This window comes from Lysinibacillus sp., from assembly GCF_032093475.1.
GTDB classification, from domain to species: domain Bacteria; phylum Bacillota; class Bacilli; order Bacillales_A; family Planococcaceae; genus Lysinibacillus; species Lysinibacillus irui.
On the sequence record NZ_DAMDAY010000091.1, the window covers coordinates 1 to 19211 of the forward strand.

The window sequence follows — 19211 nt, forward strand, 5'->3', positions numbered from 1 at the left end:
ATCACAGCCAAATGCCTATGTGATTATTGATGAAGACCCAATGTTTAGAGATGCTACGGGCGTTTCCACGCATTTTATTCATGCCAATATCGATCAGTGGCTGACTCAATTAGTTATTACGGAAACTGCTATTGAGGAGACTTATTTAGCTGAATGGCAAAAAGCGAATCAGCTTGCTTCTATGCATATTGAGCAATATTCAGAAGTAGAAAAAGATGAGGGAGCCATGGTCAGTCGTTTACTGAAAATGATTCCTGATGGTAGTGATATTTTCGTTAGCAGCAGTATGCCAGTGCGTGATATCGATACATTTTTACTAGCTACACCGAAGGATCTGCGTATTTTTGCAAATCGTGGTACAAATGGGATTGATGGCGTAGTGTCAACGGCAATGGGCTTCAGTCAAGGAAATGGCCGAGAAACCTTTTTACTAATTGGTGATTTAGCCTTTTTACATGATATCAATGGTCTCATTGCTTCAAGATATCAGCAATGTAACTTAACGATCCTTGTCATGAATAATGATGGTGGCGGTATTTTTTCTTATTTACCACAGTCAACAGTGGAAGCTCATTATGAGGACTTATTTGGCACACCAACTGCCCTTGAATTCCGTGATATTGCCAATATGTATGATATGGATTATATCCGTGTAGAAACGATTGCCGAGCTTTCCGAGAAATTTTCTACAAGCAAAAAACGTCCTTTACGTTTGATTGAAATATTTACTGATCGAACAGAGAACGTCACTGCCCATCGTGAGCTATGGAAACGTATTAATACGGAGTTAAAAGCATGACAAATTTAATGATTCGTGGTCTTGAAACGCATATTGAGATATGGAATCAAAATGGGATCCATACACTCGTTGCATTACATGGATTTACGGGAAGCACGGCTACATGGCACAAACTAGCACAGGCCCTACCCAATGTACGTGTCATTGCCATTGATTTAATTGGACATGGACAAACGGCTATTCCACAGCACTGTCAACGTTTCTCCATGGAGGAACAATTACAAGATTTAGAAGAAATATTTTGCCAGCTTCATCTAGAGAACTTTACACTGTTAGGATACTCAATGGGTGGTAGAATTGCTCTATCATATGCCCTGGCTTATCCAGATCGTATTCATCAGCTTATTTTAGAAAGCGCCTCTCCAGGCTTACGTACAGAAGAAGAGCGTAAGGAGCGTTGTGAGCGAGATGAAGCACTGGCACAAAAAATTCTAACAAATGGTTTGGAATCGTTTGTGAATGCATGGGAGAACATACCGCTTTTTAGTACACAGCATCGTCTACCGCAAAGTGTAAGACAATTCATTCGAGCAGAAAGACTTTCACAGAAGAAAGAGGGACTAGCGGGAAGCTTGAGAGGTATTGGTACAGGAGCTCAACCTTCAAATTGGGATAGATTGGCGCAGTTAGCAGTCCCTGTATTGCTAATTACCGGTTCAATGGATGGGAAATTCTGTGAAATTGCACTAGAAATGAAAGCGCTATTAAATACTGTTAGCCATATGACGGTAAATGACGCTGGACATGCAATTCATGTGGAAAATCCCGCTGAGTTTGCTACAATAGTAGAGGAGTATTTAACGTAATCTAATATTACGTTAGCGCCTCGCAAGTAACGAGACGAATTTAATGATATAGGAGGCTATTCAATGACACGTCAATGGACTACATTACATACTTATGAAGACATAAAGTATGAGTTCTATAACGGAATCGCAAAAATTACGATTAACCGTCCAGAAGTGCGTAACGCATTCCGTCCTAAAACGGTTATGGAAATGATTGACGCATTTTCACGAGCACGCGATGACAAAAATATCGGTGTAATTATTTTAACAGGTGAAGGTGAACATGCTTTCTGCTCTGGCGGAGACCAAAAAGTTCGCGGTCATGGTGGCTATGTAGGAGAAGATGAAATTCCACGTCTAAACGTTCTTGATTTACAACGTTTAATCCGTGTAATTCCAAAACCTGTAGTAGCGATGGTAGCAGGCTATGCAATTGGTGGAGGTCACGTTTTACATGTTGTCTGTGACTTAACAATTGCTGCTGACAATGCTCGCTTTGGACAAACTGGACCAAAAGTAGGTTCATTCGATGCTGGTTATGGCTCAGGCTATCTTGCTCGTATTATTGGACATAAAAAGGCACGTGAAATTTGGTACCTTTGCCGTCAATACGATGCACAACAAGCACTTGATATGGGCTTAGTCAATACAGTTGTTCCTTATGAGCAATTAGAAGCTGAAACAGTTCAATGGTGTGAAGAAATGCTACAAATGTCACCAACTGCACTACGCTTCTTAAAAGCAGCGATGAATGCAGATACAGACGGCTTAGCAGGTCTTCAACAAATGGCTGGAGATGCTACACTTCTTTACTACACAACAGATGAAGCAAAAGAAGGTCGCGACGCTTTCAAAGAAAAACGTCAACCAGATTTCGGTCAATTCCCAAGATTCCCTTGATTCTAAAGGGTTTAAGGCTCGTATCTTTAGAGATACGAGCTTTTTCTATGCCTGGAAGCAAGGGGTTACGATAGAAGAAGCGGATAGAATTAATAAAGTAGTGGATACAGCCCGTAAAGTGATGGATAGAACTAGGAAAGTGAAGGATAGAGGAGCAGGACATTACAATAAAAGTAGCGAGTAGCATCCCTAAAATAACAGACATGCAAATAGACAAAATAGATGATTAAGCGTTAAGATGTAGGGGATTGGAGTGACGAAGATGTATCCAAATTGGATTTTACAGCGAGCATATTTAACACCGTTACGAAAGGCATTAGCTTATAAAAATCAAAGCTGGACTTTTCAGGAATTAAATGAATTATCTATAAAACGTGCTCGTCAACTAGTAGGGATCGGTATTCAGCAGGGTGATCGAATTGCAATTATGGGACCAAGTAAGCCTGAACTGGTCATGATGATGTATGCCTGCATGCATTTACAATGTGAAATGGTGATGCTTAATCGTAGACTATCGCCGGAAGAGCTGGCCTATCAACTAGAAGATTCAGAGGCAGTGACAGTGTTAATCGCAGATGAAGATATAGAGAAGTTGCCTCCTGAAACAGCCCATTACTTATTTTCATCGATTGAAAATGGGGGGGAAGGCGAGTTAACTATTGAAAAGGAATGGCCATTAGATCAAACAACTACTATTATGTATACATCAGGTACAACGGGCTTTCCAAAGGGAGTTCGCCAAACAGTTGGGAACCATCAGGCAAGCGCAACAGCCTCTGTTTTAAATATTGGACTGCAGCCTCAAGATGTTTGGCTTTGTGCAGTTCCTTTATTTCATATTAGTGGGTTTTCCATATTAGTACGTTCACTTTTATATGGTAATCAGGTCTATTTATATGATCAATTTGATGCAGAAGCGATATCACAAAACATTATAGACGGAGAAGTAACCCATATGTCGGTTGTCGCGGTGACGTTGGAACGAATCCTACATACGTTAGAGCAGCGCAATATGAAAGCTTCACCTCATTTTAAGCTAATGTTAGCTGGAGGAGGGCCGGTGCCTGTCGATTATTTAGCGAGAGCACATTCTCTAAATTTAGCCGTTGCGCAAACCTATGGGATGACAGAGACATCTTCACAAACGGCTACTTTGGCGAGTGAAGACGCCATGCAAAAAATCGGTTCTGCTGGCAAGCCTTTATTTTTTAATCAAATAAAAATTGCAGATCCTAATGATAAAGGTGAGGGGGAAATTTGTATTCGAGGTCCTCATGTCACACCTGGCTATATTGGCCGTTTTGCACATAAAAATGCCACGATTGATGGCTGGCTACATACGGGAGATATCGGTTGTTTAGATGAAGATGGATACTTGTATGTGATTGATCGTAGGGCAGATTTAATTATTTCTGGGGGCGAGAATATTTATCCAGCAGAAATAGAAAATGTACTACTTACACATCCTGCGGTCAAAGAAGCGGGTGTATGTGGGGTAGATGATGAGCAATGGGGGCAGGTTCCCATTGCGTTCCTTGTGTTAAATGAGCCAGTGTCTGTTGAGCAACTACAGGCCTTTTGCTTACAAAAACTTGCTAAATATAAGATGCCTAAAGAAATTATATTTACAGACAGTCTACCGAGAAATGGAGCGGATAAATTGCTGAGAAGGAAATTATTACAATAAAAATAGATGAAAAGAAGTCTTCGTATGGAGGCTTCTTTTTTATTTTGTTTTTAAAAATGGAAACGGCTAATCCATCATGCGAAACATTTAAACTTTTAGCATGAAATTAAACATTCATTAACATAATAAAAAAAGAGAGGCATAAACTATTTAGTAAAGGAGAATGACTCATATGAGGAAATATATATATAATGTTGTCATTATATTATTTGTTCTACAAATGAGTCATGTGCAAGTATTTGCAAACTATCAAGAAGATAATGTAGCAACTGCTCATTCAATTGAAACTCTACAATCTCTCATTAATAAAGAAGTTATGCAGCTCTCTACAGAATTCTCAATACGCTATACTGGTGACATATCCGAGATAAAAGATGAACTAACAGAAATTACGAAAACTGCGATTCAAAACTCTTATATTTATACTAATATTTCTAGTTTTAAATGGAAATACGATGGTTATAACAATAATATTGTCATCGAATTTGCATTTACCTACCATATTTCACAAACAGAGGCAGCTTTTGTTGAGCAAACTTTATCAACCATTACTGCACCTATGCATGGATTAAGTGACATAGAAAAATTACAGGCTGCACATGATTTTATTGTTTTAACAGCAGAATATTCTAAGGAAACAGAAGGAAGTCAATATTCGCCCTACACTTTGCTTACAGAAAATAAGGGAGTTTGTCAGGCGTATGCGTTAGTGTTATATCGAATGCTGGAGATGTTAGGGTTTGAAGTGCAATATGTACCAGGCAAAGTGGGTGAACAGCTTCATGCTTGGGTGCTAGTGAAGCTTGATCATGAGTGGTATCATATTGATGTGACGTGGGATGATCCATTGCCAGATCGTAAGGGTGAAGTACGCTATCAATATTTTTTAGTGTCGGATCGCCAATTATCACAAGACCATACTTGGGACTACGCCCGTTTCCCGGCAGCAACTAGTGAAAAATATACAGATATACAAAAAGAAACGAAAAGACAGAGTTTGACAATGCCTTTACAACAAAGCTTTAATCAAAATGCAGGGATTTCAATAATTGCAGAGAATAGGCAAGCAGTAACACAATTACAGCCTACAATGCTTGTGACACAAAAACAAACAGAGGAAAACCCTGTTGTTCTGCACGATTTTAATGAATGGCCAAAGGTAGTAGTAGAGAGTTTAGTAAATCATTCAAAAGCAAAACGTAAAACGATGCTAAAATCAACAAGTAAGCTAACGTCTATCTATCGTACGGAAAAACGTATGCCACAAGAAAAATACGTCATAATAAAGGAGGTGTCCCATCTATTTTCGGGGCACCTCCTTACTCATTTATTGATCGTTCAAAGCTTTTTCTAATGTTTGAATATTTTTTTGCATCAGTGTGAAATACGTTTCATTATTTTTTTCATCATCAGCTGTTAGCACGCTTAAATTATGCAGTACAAGAGATTCTGCGCCAACTTCTTTTTGAATAACCTCTGCTAATTTAGAAGATACGTTTTGTTCAAATAAAATATAGTGTATATGCAATTCATTTGCTTTATCTACAATCTTTGTTAATTCTTTTTGCGATGGCTCATTTTGTGAATTTAAGCCGGCAATCGGCACCTGTGTTAAGCCATATTGACCTGCAATATAGCCAAATGCAGCATGTGATACAAAGAATGTTTTGTTTTGTGCTTTGTCTGTCATCGCTTTAAAATTATTATCTAAATCTTGTAGCTCTTTTACTAAAGCTTCGTAATTTTTATTAAAAGTCGATTCCTGAGCAGGCATTTTTTCAACTAGTGTATTTTTAATAGCAAGTGCTAAATCTTGACTAATTGTAGGAGATAGCCAAACATGTGGATCGATGTCACCATGCTCATGCTCGTCATGTCCGTGTCCATCATGATCGTGCTCCTCCTCCTCTGTAGCTGCATGATCATGGTCGTCGTGTACGTCTGCTTCATGTTCTTCTTCGGCATGAACATGGCCTGTGCTTACAGCTAACTTTTCATCTGAAACATTATCAGCAGTTGCCACCATTGTGACATCTTCATTTGCTAATGTTTTTTTAGCATTTTCCACAAAGCCCTCTAGTCCTAAGCCAATATAGAAAAAGATATCGGCATCTGCTAAGTTCATCATATCTTTTTGTGTAGGCTCAAATGTATGTTCGTTTGCACCGGCTGGATAAATAGAAGAGACGTCAACATAATCGCCTCCAATACGTTGAGCAAAATAGCTTAAAGGATAGACAGTTGTATAGACTGTTAACGTATCCTTTTCCTCAGTCTTTTGGGAAGTCGTCGATTTGTCTCCGCATGCTGCAGTAAATACAGCAAGAACGGCAACGAGCAATACTAAATATAGTTTTTTCATATAAGAAAATCCCTTTCTTAAATAGTAATGATTACGATTTGTTTTTTAGAACAGTTCTTATAATAACCTACTCCTTAAAAAAGTACAAGAAAAAAATGCCCCTCGAAAGTTATTTCTTTTTCGAAGGCCATTTTTCAGGTACAGGATCAAAGCCACCAGGGTGGAACGGATGGCATTTGGATACGCGGGTAATAGTTAAGATAAAGCCCTTTATTGCCCCATGCTTTTGAAAAGCTTCTAGTCCATAAGAAGAGCATGTAGGATGGAAACGACAAGTAGGGGGCGTCATCGGTGAAATGAATTTTCGATAAAACTGAATGAGCCAAATAAAGGGGTATTTCATCGTTGTTCATCCTTTTGCTGAGACGTCATTTGTTCAGGCTTTGGATCAATTGTTTGAGTAAAAATATTATTTTTTTTCTTCATAATAATAATGACAGAAAGACCAAACATTAGCATCATCATGGCAATCATAATGATAATTGGTAAAGGTACACCCATTGCTTTCACTCCAAGTTTATATTATTAAAAAGGCTATGTTTATGGCTCTTCTTGATGATTTTGCTTCGGCCTTTCATCGATTGTATGTTTAAAGGCATAAGCACGGTTGACACTAATAATCGTCGCAATTGTAATAACAATAACAATAATAACTGCAATTATTAAGAGCGTAGTTAAACTCATAGTATTCACTCCGTTCTTTGTTCATCATACCTATTATAAATTATAGTACCGTTTTAATTGTGAAGGAAGTTTGACATTCAAGCGAATAAAACGACTCCTTTCTCTCCATACTATGGAAAAAGGAGTGAATCGTAAGATGGATCGTCAGCGCGTATATTTTTCACTTGCCAATCGAACGTATTATACAAATCCATATGCAGGGCCGTGGAACTTTGAACTGAACGTAGATCGTCAAGCATTAGATGTTTTTGAAAGAATCTTTCAGCAAATGCAGCTGTTAGAAATTTCAAATGCATGGCGTGCCCAGCTACCGTATATACAGTATCACTTAGATAGAGAAAATGATGAAATAGATAAGCGATTAATGAAAATTTATGCACTCGTTCATGAATATGGGGATGATGATACAAAGGCTTTCGTGGAACAGCTTCCTTATTTCAATAAGCGTGTTTAAATAAAAAGGAAAAGGTCACTGAATGGACAGTGACCTCTTTCAATCTTAACTAATGGCTTTTAATATGGTAAAAACCGCTTCTCTCGGCACAATGATAGGTATAGAAAGTTGATCTTTAATAGTATTTTTCATTGTTGAAGAATAGCCCATACAATCAAGAATAAGCAAATCGGCTCCCTTATCTTCTAATAGTCGTGCTTTTGCTAATAGATGTCGAGCATTGAAGTGGTAGGGGGAGCTTGCTGAAAACATTACATTGAACTGTGCTTTTTGCCATTTGTCAGCAACAGTATGTTGTTGTTCAGGCTCAGGACCTATTAAGCCAAGTGTTAATTCTGTATGTAACCCTTTTACTAAATTTGTCATCATACGATCAGGAAGTAATAGATTGTTAGAAGAAAGCTTATTCGTAAAGTCTCCAGTACACATAAGTAATACCCAAGTGAATTCGTGTAGCTTACTAATGCATTGCTGAATATAGGGCATAAGCTTTCGTTTACTTAGCTTTACTTGCTCACCATTTGCTAGAAGTGTCACTAAAACATCTGTGTCTTCAATAGCTGGTGATAGCCTAGCAATTTCATCGGAAGAGAGTGAATCAAGTACACCGTATTCTTGAACATGGAGACCGGATTCTCTTAATTGCTGAATATCTTTAGCCATATCTTTGCGAGGGGCTTGACCAATTGTGACAACGGCAATGTTTGAATGTTTCAACGTGCTCACTCCGCTTCGTAATATTTTTTTCCATTTACATAAGTTTGTAAAACCTTTGCTTCTGTTTCAAAAATAGGGTGTGACCAAACAACAAAATCAGCATCCTTGCCTGCCTCCAGACTACCGATTCGGTGATCAAGCTGTACAAGCTTAGCAGCATTTATCGTAATACTTTTAATGGCTGTTTCTTCATCTAAACCATAGCGAATGGCTTCTGTTGCACAATATTTTAAATACTGAATCGGTACAAACGGATGATCCGTCATAATGGCAAAAGGTATATTATGCTCTTTAAAAATAGCTGCAATTGCTGGTGTAGAATGGCGTGTTTCATATTTAGATGGCGTTAGCATATAGGGACCAAGTGTTGCATGAAAGCCACTCTTCTTAACTGCATCGACAATAAGATGACCTTCTGTACAATGTTCTAAGTGAAGCTCTACATTAAATTCTTTGGCGATTCGTATAGCTGTCATAATGTCATCTGCACGGTGGCAGTGAATGCGAAGGGGCATGTCACCCTGTAGCACCTCAATAAATGGGCGTAACTCTGTGTTGTGGTTGATTTGATCCGTTTGTTCTTGTTCATTCAAGCGACTCGCACGTTGGAAACCATCTCGTAAAAGCTGGGCAATAGCCATTCGCGTCATAGGCTTTCTTTTATATTGATTGCCAAAGACATTTTTAGGATTTTCACCTAATGCTCCTTTTAATCCACTTCGTTCTATAAGAACACGGGAGGCGAGGGTAGGTCCTGCTGTTTTAAGGATGCTCCAAATGCCTCCGATAACATTAGCACTGCCTGGCCCAGTTTGCACAGTTGTCACGCCACCTTCCAGCGCATGCTGAAAAGAAAAGTGCCGAATATCTACACTATCTAAAGCATGCATAAGTGGTGTAAAGGGCTCACTATATTCATTGGCATCATTAATATCTTCGGTTACTTCTGCCCATGTTCCGACATGAGCATGAATGTCAATTAATCCAGGAGTGACATATGCTCCTTGTAGATCAATTAATTCAGCATCGGGAGGAGTATCCTTCGCTGGACCAACATAAACAATTCGCCCATCCTCAATCCATAACTGTTCAAAAATATTATTTTGTTCATCGACTGTGAAAATTTTTGCATGGTGATAAATAATCATTCTGTCAACCCTTCTTCCCGTGCATAAACTTTTGTCCCTTTAATATAAGTAGCGACAACTTGGGCGTCTAAATTTAATGGATGCTTATCCCATATGACAAAATCAGCTAGAAGTCCATCGCAAATAGCGCCTGTTTTATGGGCTATACCTAGAAAATTAGCAGCCCCTGTTGTTAATGCATACAGAACATCCTGGCGTGTCATTCCTTCTCTTACGGCTAGGCAACCTTCTAAAGTTAGGTGGGATGTACTACTAACAGGGTGATCCGTACAAAAAACAAATGGAATATGTTGATTGGACAGATGGCGGTAAAGTTTTGGCGATAGTGCCATCATCTCATTATGCTCAATATAGCGAAATGTTGGTCCCGCAATAACCGTATTAAAGGATTCCCCCTTAAGTAAAGGAACTTCAGTACCATGAATAATATGAAAATCGAAAATAGTGCCAAATTCATGTTGAAGTCGTCCAACAAATTCAATATCTACTGCTTTATGGGCCCGAATAACAATTTTTTTAATCCGTGGCTCTTGCTGCTGAATTTGTTGCAATGTTTCCCTAACTATTTTGGCAATTCCCATACGAGTTAATGGCTTTTTCTTTTCAGCAAAAAATGTACTTTTTGCCTGATGGCCGATGGAGAAGGAATAAGCAACATCCTTTATCAGGACCATTTCATCGACCGTTGTATGTGTATGATGGATGATGGCTGTTTTCGCACCAATTAAGCTTTTAGGGGAGGGAACAATGTGCGATGCTGTTACTCCATGAGAGACTGCCTTTTGGAATGCTGCATCAAATGGATAAATGCCATCAACTACAGAATATTGAAGATGGGAATCAAATTCATAACTATCATCGCCCTCCCAGCGAATCCCTATTTCAGCTAAACCAATTTGTGAACAACTGTCGATAAAGCCAGGTGTAATATAATAACCATCTAAATCTATTTCTGTTTCAGTTGTACGAGAAGATTGTTCGAAGTATTGCCCCTGTACTTGAAACGACTGTTTATCAAAGCTACGAGTCTCAGAGTTAAAAACAAGTCCATTTATATATCGAGTCATTCGATCAGATCTCTCCTTATGAAGAGAAAAGCGGAGACAAGATCTCCACTTTTCTAGTTTAATTATTTTGCGATTGATACGTTCGTACCGTTTGGATGCACAATTTGTACGGAATTATCGGCAGAGACCTCAAAGCCCTGTACTTTTTTACTCACACCTGCAACAGTTTGAGTGGCTTCTAATTCGATACGTGGTACATCTGCTAATATTAGTTTTAACGCTTCTTGGTATAATTTTGCTCTTTCTTCTTGAACAACTGTTTCTGATACCGCGCGTTCTAATAATTTATCTACTTCTGGATTACTATAGCCTTTACCATTACCTAAAGCTCCAATTTGATTTGTGTGATATAACTGATAAAGGAAGAAATAAGGATCTGGATACCAAGTCCAGCCCCCAATGTTCATTGGGGCATTTCCTTTTGCTACAGTATCACTGTAAGTACCCCATTCAAGCACTTTAATTTCTACATCAATGTTTAGGTTTTTCTTTAATTGACTTTGGAAAATTGTAGCGTAAGGCACACGTGCTTCTGACACAAAAATCTCTGTTTTGAAGCCATCAGGATAGCCAGCCTCTGCTAATAATTTTTTAGCTTCTTCAGGATTATATTTTGGTACTAAATCAATTAACGATTGATCATACCCCCATGAACCAGGTGGTAATGGTAAGTAAGAAACATCTCCACCACCCCATTGGTTAACCCCAGAAATAATTTCCTCAACATTCGTTGCCATATAAATAGCTTCACGAACACGTTTGTCAGCAGTAGGACCTACCTTATTGTTAAGATCAAGATAAACAATAGATAGACCAGGATTCGTTAAAAGTTCAAGATTGCTATCTTGCTTGATGATTTCACGATTTTGGCCTTTAACATCCATGGCAATATCAATATCACCAGAACGTAATGCATTCGTCATCATGTTTTGATCTGAGATAAACTTCATTGTTAAGTTATCGATATTCGGCTTATCACCCCAATAATTTTCGTGACGAACTAGTTTTACCTCTTGATCTTTTTTCCATTCTTTTAATTGGAATGGACCAGTACCAATGAAGTGTTCAGAGAAGTTATCGCCCCATCCTTCGACCTCTTCTTTTGGAATAATGATATTTCCTGCATCCGTTAGCATAGCAAGGAGTGCAGCATTCGGTGTCGCTAAGTGAATTTCTACTTCATAATCTGATAACACTTTAACTTCCGTCACACCACTTAAACGATTCATAGCAGATTCTTTGGCAGAGCGCTCTAATGAATATTTAACGTCTTCCGCTGTCATGTCACGTCCATCTTGGTATTGACCTTTTTGGAATTTCACACCTTCGCGTAATTTGAACGTATAAACTAACATATCATCAGAAACTTTCCATTCTGTTGCTAAAGATGGAATGATATCAGATAAATCTTTGTTATAAACAACTAAAGTATCACCCATTTGACGCATAACTTGCGATTCATAAACCCCCGTATATTTGATAGGGTCAAATGTTTTGGCATTGGCTGAAAGGCCAATATTTAATGTGCCACCTGCAGTGACTTCTCCATCCTTTTCATCTGCTGAATTACTTTTCTCTGTATTCCCACCACAAGCTGCTAAAACACCAATTACTAAAGTTAAAAAGAGTAGTAGTAAAGATTTTTTTACGTTGATTTTCTTCATATACGCTAGCCTCCTTAATTTATGTTTCACAATATGAACCGTTGATTCAAAAATGGTAGGTTCGACAATAAAATTAGCACACTTGTAAATAGAAAGTAAATACAAAATTAAAAAGATTCAGAAAAAATATATTTACAAACAATTATTATGTAGTGTAGTATTTGGTTATTCACAATATGAACCACTGATTCTAATAATGAAAAGGAGGTCTTGCATAAGATGGGCTCATTTATTTTAAAAAGGTTAGTGAACCTTATTCCAACACTGCTAGTAGTAGGGATTATCGTCTTTATTATTACGCGAATGATTCCAGGCGATCCAGCTGCAGTTATGCTTGGGCCACAAGCCAGTGTGGAAGATGTAGAAAATTTAAGAGAAGAGCTAGGTTTAAATAAATCAATGCCTTCACAATTTATTTCATATGTAGGAGACTTGGCGCAGTTAAATTTAGGATATTCCTATTCTTATAGTGAGTCTGTCATCGGGCTTATTATCGAAAGATTTCCTAACACAGTCATACTTGCATTAGCAGCTTTGTTAATAGCCGTCATCATCGGAATACCAGCAGGCATCCTAGCGGCTAGAAAGCAAAATACAATCATTGATTATATTGTCATGCTTGTGTCATTAGTAGGTGTATCTATGCCAATTTTTTGGTTGGGGATTATGCTTGTCTTATTTTTCAGTGTCAATCTTGGTTGGTTCCCTGCGACTGGAATGGGGAATATCAGTGATGGTCTTTGGACATATGTGAAGCATTTAATCTTGCCAGCATTTGCTTTAGCAACAATTCCAATGGCGACCTTCGCACGGATTACACGTTCTAGTATGCTAGAGGTTATTTCACAAGATTATATTAAAACAGCTCGATCTAAAGGGATCAAAGAATATTTAGTGATTGGGAAACATGCATTTAAAAATGCGCTAACACCTATTTTAACGGTACTAGGTATGCAAATTTCAAATTTACTTGGTGGGGCGGTTTTAACAGAAACTATTTTTAGTTGGCCTGGTATGGGGCGGTTGATTGTAGACGCTATTGATAAACGTGATTTTGTAGTCGTACAAGGAACTGTCATTTTCATTGCGTTTATCTTTGTGCTTATAAACTTAATCGTCGATGTGCTTTATAAAGTTGTAAATCCTAAGGTCAACTTAGAATCGGATGGGGGGAAAAAATAATAATGACTCAAGCAATCGTCAATGAAACGAGAAAAAGAAATACATTGTTGCGGAAGTTGCTAAAAAATAAATTAGCATCAATTGGCTTAATTATTGTAACGTTGATGGGCATTATTGCTATTTTTGCACCTCTGATTGCTACCCATCCACCGAATGAAATGCTTGTTGGTAAATCATTTTTACCTATGAATACCGAGGGACATTTACTAGGAACAGATAACTATGGTCGTGATTTGTTTAGTCGGTTAGTTTATGGTACTCGAATTTCAATGATTGTTGGCATTGCAGCAGTGTTATTTGGCGCTGTGTTTGGCACGTTATTAGGCTTAGTTGCAGGATATTTTGGTGGTCGTATTGATTCTATTATCATGCGCACAATGGATGGTCTTTTCGCATTTCCATTCATTTTACTAGCGATTACGTTAATGACGGTATTAGGACAAGGGCTTGTCAATGTTATTGTTGCCATTGGTATTGCTAATATCCCAGGGTTCGCAAGGCTTGTTCGTGGCCAAGTATTAAGCGTTAAAGAGGAAGAATTTATCGAAGTCACTCATTCTTTAGGCGCTACACATAGACGGGTAATTTTTAGTCATATACTACCGAATTGTTTAGCACCATTAATTGTTTACGGAACGATGAGTACAGCAGGCGCTATTATTTCAGAGGCAGCCCTTAGCTTTTTAGGTTTAGGGGTTCAACCACCAACCGCTTCCTGGGGCAGTATTTTAAAGGATGGTAAAGACTTTTTAGTATTAAACCCCCAAATGGCAACATTTTCAGGTATTTGTATTTTACTAACAGTTCTTGGTATTAACCTTTTAGGTGATGGATTGCGCGATGCATTAGATCCGAAAATGAAAGTCTAATGGAAGGGGGTGGAGTCATGACTGAACGTTTACTAGATGTAGAAAATTTAACAGTAGAATTTAAAAGTAGCGGCTCTACGATGAAAGCTGTCAATGGAGTTAATTTACAATTAAATAAGAAGGAAACATTAGGCATTGTGGGAGAGTCAGGGTCAGGAAAGAGTGTGACTGCTACTGCTCTTATGCGTTTAATTCCATCTCCGCCAGGAAAGATAACGAATGGAAAAATTCAATTCAATGGCCGTGATTTAATGGCTATTTCTGAGAAAGAAATGCGTAATGTACGGGGCAATGAAATGTCGATGATTTTCCAAGATCCAATTACAAGCTTGAATCCTGTACTAACCGTGGGCAATCAAATTATAGAGGTCATCCAAGCACATGAAAATATATCGAAAAAGGATGCTGCTTTCAAAGCTGTAGATATGTTGAAAATGGTAGGCATTCCTGAACCTGAAAAGCGTTTGAAAATGTATCCACATGAATTTTCAGGTGGAATGCGTCAACGTGTCATGATTGCTATTGCACTTGCTTGTAATCCAAAGCTACTCATTGCCGATGAACCAACAACTGCACTAGATGTAACCGTGCAGGCTCAAATTCTTGATTTGATGAAGAAATTACAGCAAGAACATGATACAGCCATCATTATGATTACGCATGATTTAGGTGTCGTTTGGGAGCTTTGTGACAAAGTAAATGTCATGTATGCAGGACGTACTGTGGAATCTACAACGACAAGACAACTCTATGAAAAACCGTTACATCCTTATACTTGGGGATTATTAGAATCTCAAATTACAATGGGCACACAAGGTCAACAAAGATTACCAGCCATTCCTGGTAGTCCACCAGATTTAACTATGCCACATAGCGGCTGCCATTTCTCAGCACGGTGTCCTTTAGCAACAGATCTTTGCCGTAGTACTGTTCCTGACTTAGTGGAAGTGCAGGATAATCATTTTGTGGCTTGTCATTTACAATCAAAAGAACAAATTGTCGCAAGGAAGGAGGGAATTTTTAATGCAACAGCACAATGAACTTGTTTTAAAGGTAAGTAATTTAAAAAAGCACTTTCCAATTAAAAGTTCAATTCCTTTTAAAAAATCGACTCAATTTGTGAAAGCAGTAGATGGCGTAAGTTTTGAGTTATATAAAGGAGAGACACTTGGGATTGTTGGCGAGTCGGGTTGTGGTAAATCAACGGTTGCCCGTTTAATCAACCAGCTGATTTCACCAACGGAGGGAGTCGTGGAGTTTAAGGGAACAGATTTAGCTAGTTTAAATACAAAGGATATCCGTTCTGCCCGAAAATCGATACAAATGGTTTTCCAAAATCCTTATGCATCACTGGATCCTCGTAAAACAATTGAATATCTCATTGCAGAGCCTTTAGTCATCCATGGTATGGGTGATGAAGCATCACGCAAAAAGCGTGTCATTGAATTACTTGAAACAGTGGGATTAAGTGCATACCATGCAAAACGTCATCCACATGAATTTTCGGGTGGTCAAAGACAACGCATTAATATTGCTCGTGCCCTTGCACTCAATCCAGATATTGTTGTATGTGATGAACCTGTTTCAGCGTTAGATGTTTCCGTCCAAGCACAGGTTATCAATCTATTAAAAGATTTACAGAGAGATTTCGGCTTAACCTATATATTTATCTCACATGATCTAAATGTCGTGAATTATATGTGTGATCGCATTGCAGTTATGTATTTAGGTAAAATTGTGGAAATTGGCACATACAAGGAAATTTATGAAAGCCCTCAACATCCATATACTCAAGCCCTGTTATCAGCCATTCCTAAGGAAAATCCTTTCGATTCAAAGGAACGGATTATTTTATCGGGTGATGTTCCGAGTCCGGTAAATCCTCCGAGTGGCTGTGCATTCCACAAGCGTTGTCGCTTTGCTACAGAAAAATGTGCAGAGGTCCAACCTACACTTGATACAGTGACAGCGACACATCAAGTATCATGTCATTTATTCAAGTCAATAAAACAAGAAGTATCATCGATATAAATAAAATTTAGTTAATAGAAAAAGGAGCGGACTAATTATGTCATTGAAGCATGTTATTGAATTATACGAGGTAATGGATAGTATCAATGTAAATGGAGAAACAATTAAAGAGTATTTACACGATATTGATTCAACAGCAGATGTCAAAGTAAAAACGATTCAAGGTGAAAGTGGCTCGACAGATTTTGTTCGCGTTCTAGTGAAAGGAAAGAATGGTAAATCCTCAGGTGGGAATGCACCTACATTAGGAATTATTGGTCGTTTAGGGGGTATTGGAGCACGCCCTGAAATGACAGGCTTTGTATCGGATGGAGATGGCGCTCTAGCATGTATGGCAGGAGCAGCTAAAGCCATTGATATGGCCCTTAAGGGTGATCAGTTAGAAGGAGATGTTATTTTCTCGACGCATATTTGTCCAACAGCACCAACCTTACCACATGAGCCGGTGCCATTTATGAACTCACCGGTGGATATTAGTGTCATGAACGAAAATGAAGTAGAAGATACGATGGATGCGATTCTCTCGATTGATACAACAAAAGGCAATCAAGTGTGTAACCATAAAGGGTTTGCTATTACACCAACAGTCAAAGAAGGTTACATATTGAAAATTAGTGATGATCTTTTACATGCTTATACGCAATCAGCAGGAATTTCACCAGTTGTACTGCCGATTACGATGCAAGATATTACACCTTATGGAAATGGTCTATATCATATTAATAGTATTTTACAACCAGCTGTTGCAACATCCAGCCCTGTTGTTGGTGTGGCGATTACTACAGAATCTGTCGTGGCAGGCTGTGCGACAGGTGCAACACATGTTACAGATGTTGAAAGTGTTGTGCGATTTGTCTTGGAAGTAGCAAAAACATACGGTGTTAAGAAGTGCTCCTTCTATGATGAAGAACAATTTACCCATATGAAAAATTTATATGGTAGTATGAGTCACTTACAAACGAAAGGAAATGAGGTGCACACACATGAATGATTTACAAGCACTGAAAATGCAATTACTCGATGCAGTCGAAAATCATCAAGATGAATTAATTGAATTTTGTTCAAAACTTATTCAAATTCCCAGTGTCAACCCTCCAGGAGATACGACTGAAATAACAGCCTTTATCGAAAATTATTTACATGAAGTGGGCATTACGTACCAAAAATATGAAGCTGCAGATAAAATGTTTAACTTGGTTGCCTCTATTGGTAATGGTGAAGGAAAAGAACTTGTTTATTGTGGTCATACAGATGTTGTACCTGTGGGCGATTTATCGAAGTGGGATTTCGATCCATTCTCAGGAGAGGTAAAGGATGGCTGGATGCTTGGTCGTGGTGCAAGTGATATGAAAGCTGGTTTAGCGGGTATTATTTTTGCGACAAAGCTACTAAAGAAAATGGATATTGAATTACCAGGCAAATTAACGTTGGCGATCGTACCAGATGAAGAAACGGGTGGAGAATATGGTGTTCCTTGGTTGTTAGAACGAGGTTTAGTAAAAGGAGATGGCTGTTTAATTGCAGAGCCGTCTTCACCGTTGAATCCTACAATCGGACAAAAGGGCTCTTACTGGTTTGAATTAGAAGTACGTGGGGAACCAGGACATGGAAGTCTATCTCCTTTAGCTGGACGAAATGCTATTGTCGATGCCATTCGAGCTATTCAAGAGATTCGTACATTATGGGATATGGACATTTCCATTCCTGAAGAAGTACAGCCACTTATCGAAGTATCAAAGAAATACATGCGTGAGGTGGAGAAAGATCGATTGAAATATCAAGATGTTTTAGAGAAAATTACTGTAAATATTGGTACAATTGAGGGAGGTACGAAGTCCAACGTTATCCCAGATTATTGTAAGGTACAGGTTGATTGTCGCTTACCTTTTGGTATTACACAAGAACAAGTAACAGAAATTTTGAAGAATAAACTAGATAGTTTAGCTATCGATTATTCGATTCAACGTTTTGGCTTCAAAAGCGTAGCGAATTATACGCCAGCTGAAAATCCTGTGTGTCAATCGATTGTGGACAATATTTCATTTGTTACAGGTCAAGAGGCATATGGTGTGATGCAATGGGCAAGCAGTGATGCTCGACATTTCAGACAATATGACATTCCTGTATTACAATATGGTCCAGCGTATTTGCCAAGTATTCATGGTTATAATGAAAAAGTGCGTGTTGAGGATATCGTACGCTGTGCAAAAGTATATATTACTGCTGCTGTTGATTTCCTATATCAAAAGTAAGAGATTAGCTACTCTCTTACTTTTGATAAAGTGATATCAGGTGCTGACGGCTGCTAAATCTTTCAATTATTCCCCCTTAAGCGAAAGATTTTCAGCCGTTTGTACAGATAAATAGATCAGAAGGATGAGAGATATGCTAAAGACGTTAAATTTATCAATTGCAGTTTTAAAAATGTTTACAAAGGAAAAGCCCACATGGGGCGGAAGAGAGTTAGCAATGGCGATGAATATGAATCATACAAATTTATATCGCATTCTTGAAACCTTTGAAAATAATGGCTTTATTACGAAAGATCCCGTAACTAAAAAATACTCACTTGGTATTGCATTATGGGAAATTGGTATGAATATGTATGATTCATTAAACATAGATCAGCTATGTATGCCAGTTCTTGATCAATTAAAGGATGTCACTGGTGAAACTGCTATTTTTACAGTTTTGAATGGACTGGAAGCGTTAACATTACTAAAAGCAGAACCTGTAAATAAGGTGAAATTTACTGTTTCAAGAGGGAGTAGGTCTCCGCTTTACGTAGGGGCCTCCTATCGCTCTATGCTTGCATTCCTAAATGAAGAGCAAATTGCAAAGGTTATTGACGAACCCTTA

At 38.3% G+C, this 19211-nt stretch carries 21 protein-coding genes; 13 read left to right on the plus strand and 8 right to left on the minus strand.

Annotation, left to right across the window (positions count from 1 at the left end):
- The 5 genes from RT445_RS16985 to RT445_RS17005 all read left to right on the plus strand — a co-directional run.
- The coding region (locus tag RT445_RS16985; protein ID WP_313471055.1) for a thiamine pyrophosphate-dependent enzyme at positions 1-799 on the plus strand (799 nt) is incomplete at its 5' end.
- Complete coding sequence (menH, locus tag RT445_RS16990; protein ID WP_312506642.1) at positions 796-1605, plus strand: 2-succinyl-6-hydroxy-2,4-cyclohexadiene-1-carboxylate synthase; 810 nt, start codon at positions 796-798, stop codon at positions 1603-1605. The genes RT445_RS16985 and menH, both read left to right, overlap by 4 nt.
- Before the next feature lie 63 nt (positions 1606-1668).
- Entirely contained in the window at positions 1669-2487 is an 819-nt protein-coding gene (gene menB, locus RT445_RS16995; protein ID WP_312506641.1) for a 1,4-dihydroxy-2-naphthoyl-CoA synthase, read from the plus strand.
- Positions 2488-2749: 262 nt separating this feature from the next.
- Positions 2750-4174, plus strand: a complete 1425-nt coding sequence (locus RT445_RS17000; RefSeq protein WP_274794181.1) for an o-succinylbenzoate--CoA ligase — start codon at positions 2750-2752, stop codon at positions 4172-4174.
- Positions 4175-4346: 172 nt separating this feature from the next.
- Entirely contained in the window at positions 4347-5528 is a 1182-nt protein-coding gene (locus RT445_RS17005) for a transglutaminase domain-containing protein (RefSeq protein WP_274794180.1), read from the plus strand.
- On the opposite strand, the gene RT445_RS17010 is transcribed toward RT445_RS17005, so the two are convergent.
- The 4 genes from RT445_RS17010 to ytzI form a co-directional block, all read right to left on the minus strand.
- Positions 5502-6536 carry a metal ABC transporter solute-binding protein, Zn/Mn family gene (locus tag RT445_RS17010; protein ID WP_312506639.1) on the minus strand — a complete coding sequence of 345 codons (1035 nt, stop codon included), beginning with the start codon at positions 6534-6536 and terminating at the stop codon, positions 5502-5504. The genes RT445_RS17005 and RT445_RS17010 overlap by 27 nt on opposite strands.
- 109 nt (positions 6537-6645) lie before the next feature.
- Positions 6646-6879 (minus strand): membrane protein insertion efficiency factor YidD, encoded by a 234-nt coding sequence (yidD, locus tag RT445_RS17015; RefSeq protein WP_274794178.1) that lies wholly within the window; start codon positions 6877-6879, stop codon positions 6646-6648.
- Positions 6876-7037, minus strand: a complete 162-nt coding sequence (locus tag RT445_RS17020) for a hypothetical protein (RefSeq protein ID WP_274794177.1) — start codon at positions 7035-7037, stop codon at positions 6876-6878. The genes yidD and RT445_RS17020 overlap by 4 nt, the downstream gene beginning before the upstream one ends.
- Positions 7038-7076: 39 nt before the next feature.
- Positions 7077-7220 carry a YtzI protein gene (gene ytzI / locus RT445_RS17025; RefSeq protein WP_274794176.1) on the minus strand — a complete coding sequence of 48 codons (144 nt, stop codon included), beginning with the start codon at positions 7218-7220 and terminating at the stop codon, positions 7077-7079.
- 136 nt (positions 7221-7356) lie between these two features.
- Between ytzI and RT445_RS17030 the strand changes: the two genes are divergently transcribed.
- Complete coding sequence (locus tag RT445_RS17030) at positions 7357-7674, plus strand: hypothetical protein (protein ID WP_016992524.1); 318 nt, start codon at positions 7357-7359, stop codon at positions 7672-7674.
- A gap of 45 nt (positions 7675-7719) precedes the next feature.
- Here the strand turns inward: RT445_RS17030 and RT445_RS17035 are convergent, their stop codons facing one another.
- The 4 genes from RT445_RS17035 to RT445_RS17050 all read right to left on the minus strand — a co-directional run bounded on the left by RT445_RS17035 (position 7720) and on the right by RT445_RS17050 (position 12270).
- Positions 7720-8391 carry an AroM family protein gene (locus tag RT445_RS17035; RefSeq protein ID WP_312506638.1) on the minus strand — a complete coding sequence of 224 codons (672 nt, stop codon included), beginning with the start codon at positions 8389-8391 and terminating at the stop codon, positions 7720-7722.
- A gap of 5 nt (positions 8392-8396) precedes the next feature.
- Positions 8397-9539, minus strand: a complete 1143-nt coding sequence (locus RT445_RS17040) for an amidohydrolase (RefSeq protein ID WP_274794174.1) — start codon at positions 9537-9539, stop codon at positions 8397-8399.
- Complete coding sequence (locus RT445_RS17045) at positions 9536-10606, minus strand: amidohydrolase family protein (RefSeq protein WP_274794173.1); 1071 nt, start codon at positions 10604-10606, stop codon at positions 9536-9538. Before RT445_RS17045 ends, RT445_RS17040 begins: the two co-directional genes overlap by 4 nt.
- A gap of 62 nt (positions 10607-10668) precedes the next feature.
- Positions 10669-12270, minus strand: a complete 1602-nt coding sequence (locus RT445_RS17050) for an ABC transporter substrate-binding protein (protein WP_274794172.1) — start codon at positions 12268-12270, stop codon at positions 10669-10671.
- A 219-nt stretch (positions 12271-12489) separates the two neighbouring features.
- Between RT445_RS17050 and RT445_RS17055 the strand changes: the two genes are divergently transcribed.
- The 7 genes from RT445_RS17055 to RT445_RS17085 all read left to right on the plus strand — a co-directional run.
- Positions 12490-13452 (plus strand): ABC transporter permease, encoded by a 963-nt coding sequence (locus RT445_RS17055; protein WP_312506637.1) that lies wholly within the window; start codon positions 12490-12492, stop codon positions 13450-13452.
- Positions 13453-13454: 2 nt separating this feature from the next.
- The gene (locus RT445_RS17060; protein ID WP_274794170.1) at positions 13455-14321 is read left to right on the plus strand and encodes an ABC transporter permease; all 867 of its coding nucleotides are present in this window, start codon (positions 13455-13457) and stop codon (positions 14319-14321) included.
- Between the two features lie 17 nt (positions 14322-14338).
- Positions 14339-15361, plus strand: a complete 1023-nt coding sequence (locus RT445_RS17065; RefSeq protein ID WP_274794169.1) for an ABC transporter ATP-binding protein — start codon at positions 14339-14341, stop codon at positions 15359-15361.
- Positions 15345-16352: an ABC transporter ATP-binding protein gene (locus tag RT445_RS17070; RefSeq protein WP_312506636.1), complete on the plus strand. Its 1008-nt coding sequence runs from the start codon at positions 15345-15347 to the stop codon at positions 16350-16352. Before RT445_RS17065 ends, RT445_RS17070 begins: the two co-directional genes overlap by 17 nt.
- A gap of 37 nt (positions 16353-16389) precedes the next feature.
- Complete coding sequence (locus tag RT445_RS17075) at positions 16390-17343, plus strand: DUF1177 domain-containing protein (RefSeq protein WP_312506635.1); 954 nt, start codon at positions 16390-16392, stop codon at positions 17341-17343.
- Positions 17336-18604, plus strand: coding sequence for a M20 family metallopeptidase (locus RT445_RS17080; protein ID WP_312506634.1), 1269 nt, complete (start codon positions 17336-17338; stop codon positions 18602-18604). The genes RT445_RS17075 and RT445_RS17080 overlap by 8 nt, the downstream gene beginning before the upstream one ends.
- A gap of 133 nt (positions 18605-18737) precedes the next feature.
- Positions 18738-19211 (plus strand): IclR family transcriptional regulator (locus RT445_RS17085; protein WP_313471060.1); only part of this gene is annotated, 474 nt, incomplete at its 3' end.

Excerpts from the sequence above, each read along its gene's own strand:
- RT445_RS17040 (WP_274794174.1), bottom strand. The coding sequence starts at position 9,539 with ATGATTATTTATCACCATGCAAAAATTTTCACAGTCGATGAACAAAAT.
- RT445_RS17010 (WP_312506639.1), bottom strand. The coding sequence starts at position 6,536 with ATGAAAAAACTATATTTAGTATTGCTCGTTGCCGTTCTTGCTGTATTT.
- RT445_RS17060 (WP_274794170.1), top strand. The coding sequence starts at position 13,455 with ATGACTCAAGCAATCGTCAATGAAACGAGAAAAAGAAATACATTGTTG.
- RT445_RS17050 (WP_274794172.1), bottom strand. The coding sequence starts at position 12,270 with ATGAAGAAAATCAACGTAAAAAAATCTTTACTACTACTCTTTTTAACT.
- menH (WP_312506642.1), top strand. The coding sequence starts at position 796 with ATGACAAATTTAATGATTCGTGGTCTTGAAACGCATATTGAGATATGG.
- RT445_RS17030 (WP_016992524.1), top strand. The coding sequence starts at position 7,357 with ATGGATCGTCAGCGCGTATATTTTTCACTTGCCAATCGAACGTATTAT.
- RT445_RS17075 (WP_312506635.1), top strand. The coding sequence starts at position 16,390 with ATGTCATTGAAGCATGTTATTGAATTATACGAGGTAATGGATAGTATC.
- RT445_RS17005 (WP_274794180.1), top strand. The coding sequence starts at position 4,347 with ATGAGGAAATATATATATAATGTTGTCATTATATTATTTGTTCTACAA.
- RT445_RS17000 (WP_274794181.1), top strand. The coding sequence starts at position 2,750 with ATGTATCCAAATTGGATTTTACAGCGAGCATATTTAACACCGTTACGA.
- RT445_RS17065 (WP_274794169.1), top strand. The coding sequence starts at position 14,339 with ATGACTGAACGTTTACTAGATGTAGAAAATTTAACAGTAGAATTTAAA.
- RT445_RS17070 (WP_312506636.1), top strand. The coding sequence starts at position 15,345 with ATGCAACAGCACAATGAACTTGTTTTAAAGGTAAGTAATTTAAAAAAG.
- RT445_RS17080 (WP_312506634.1), top strand. The coding sequence starts at position 17,336 with ATGAATGATTTACAAGCACTGAAAATGCAATTACTCGATGCAGTCGAA.
- RT445_RS17045 (WP_274794173.1), bottom strand. The coding sequence starts at position 10,606 with ATGACTCGATATATAAATGGACTTGTTTTTAACTCTGAGACTCGTAGC.
- RT445_RS17020 (WP_274794177.1), bottom strand. The coding sequence starts at position 7,037 with ATGGGTGTACCTTTACCAATTATCATTATGATTGCCATGATGATGCTA.
- RT445_RS17055 (WP_312506637.1), top strand. The coding sequence starts at position 12,490 with ATGGGCTCATTTATTTTAAAAAGGTTAGTGAACCTTATTCCAACACTG.
- menB (WP_312506641.1), top strand. The coding sequence starts at position 1,669 with ATGACACGTCAATGGACTACATTACATACTTATGAAGACATAAAGTAT.
- yidD (WP_274794178.1), bottom strand. The coding sequence starts at position 6,879 with ATGAAATACCCCTTTATTTGGCTCATTCAGTTTTATCGAAAATTCATT.
- ytzI (WP_274794176.1), bottom strand. The coding sequence starts at position 7,220 with ATGAGTTTAACTACGCTCTTAATAATTGCAGTTATTATTGTTATTGTT.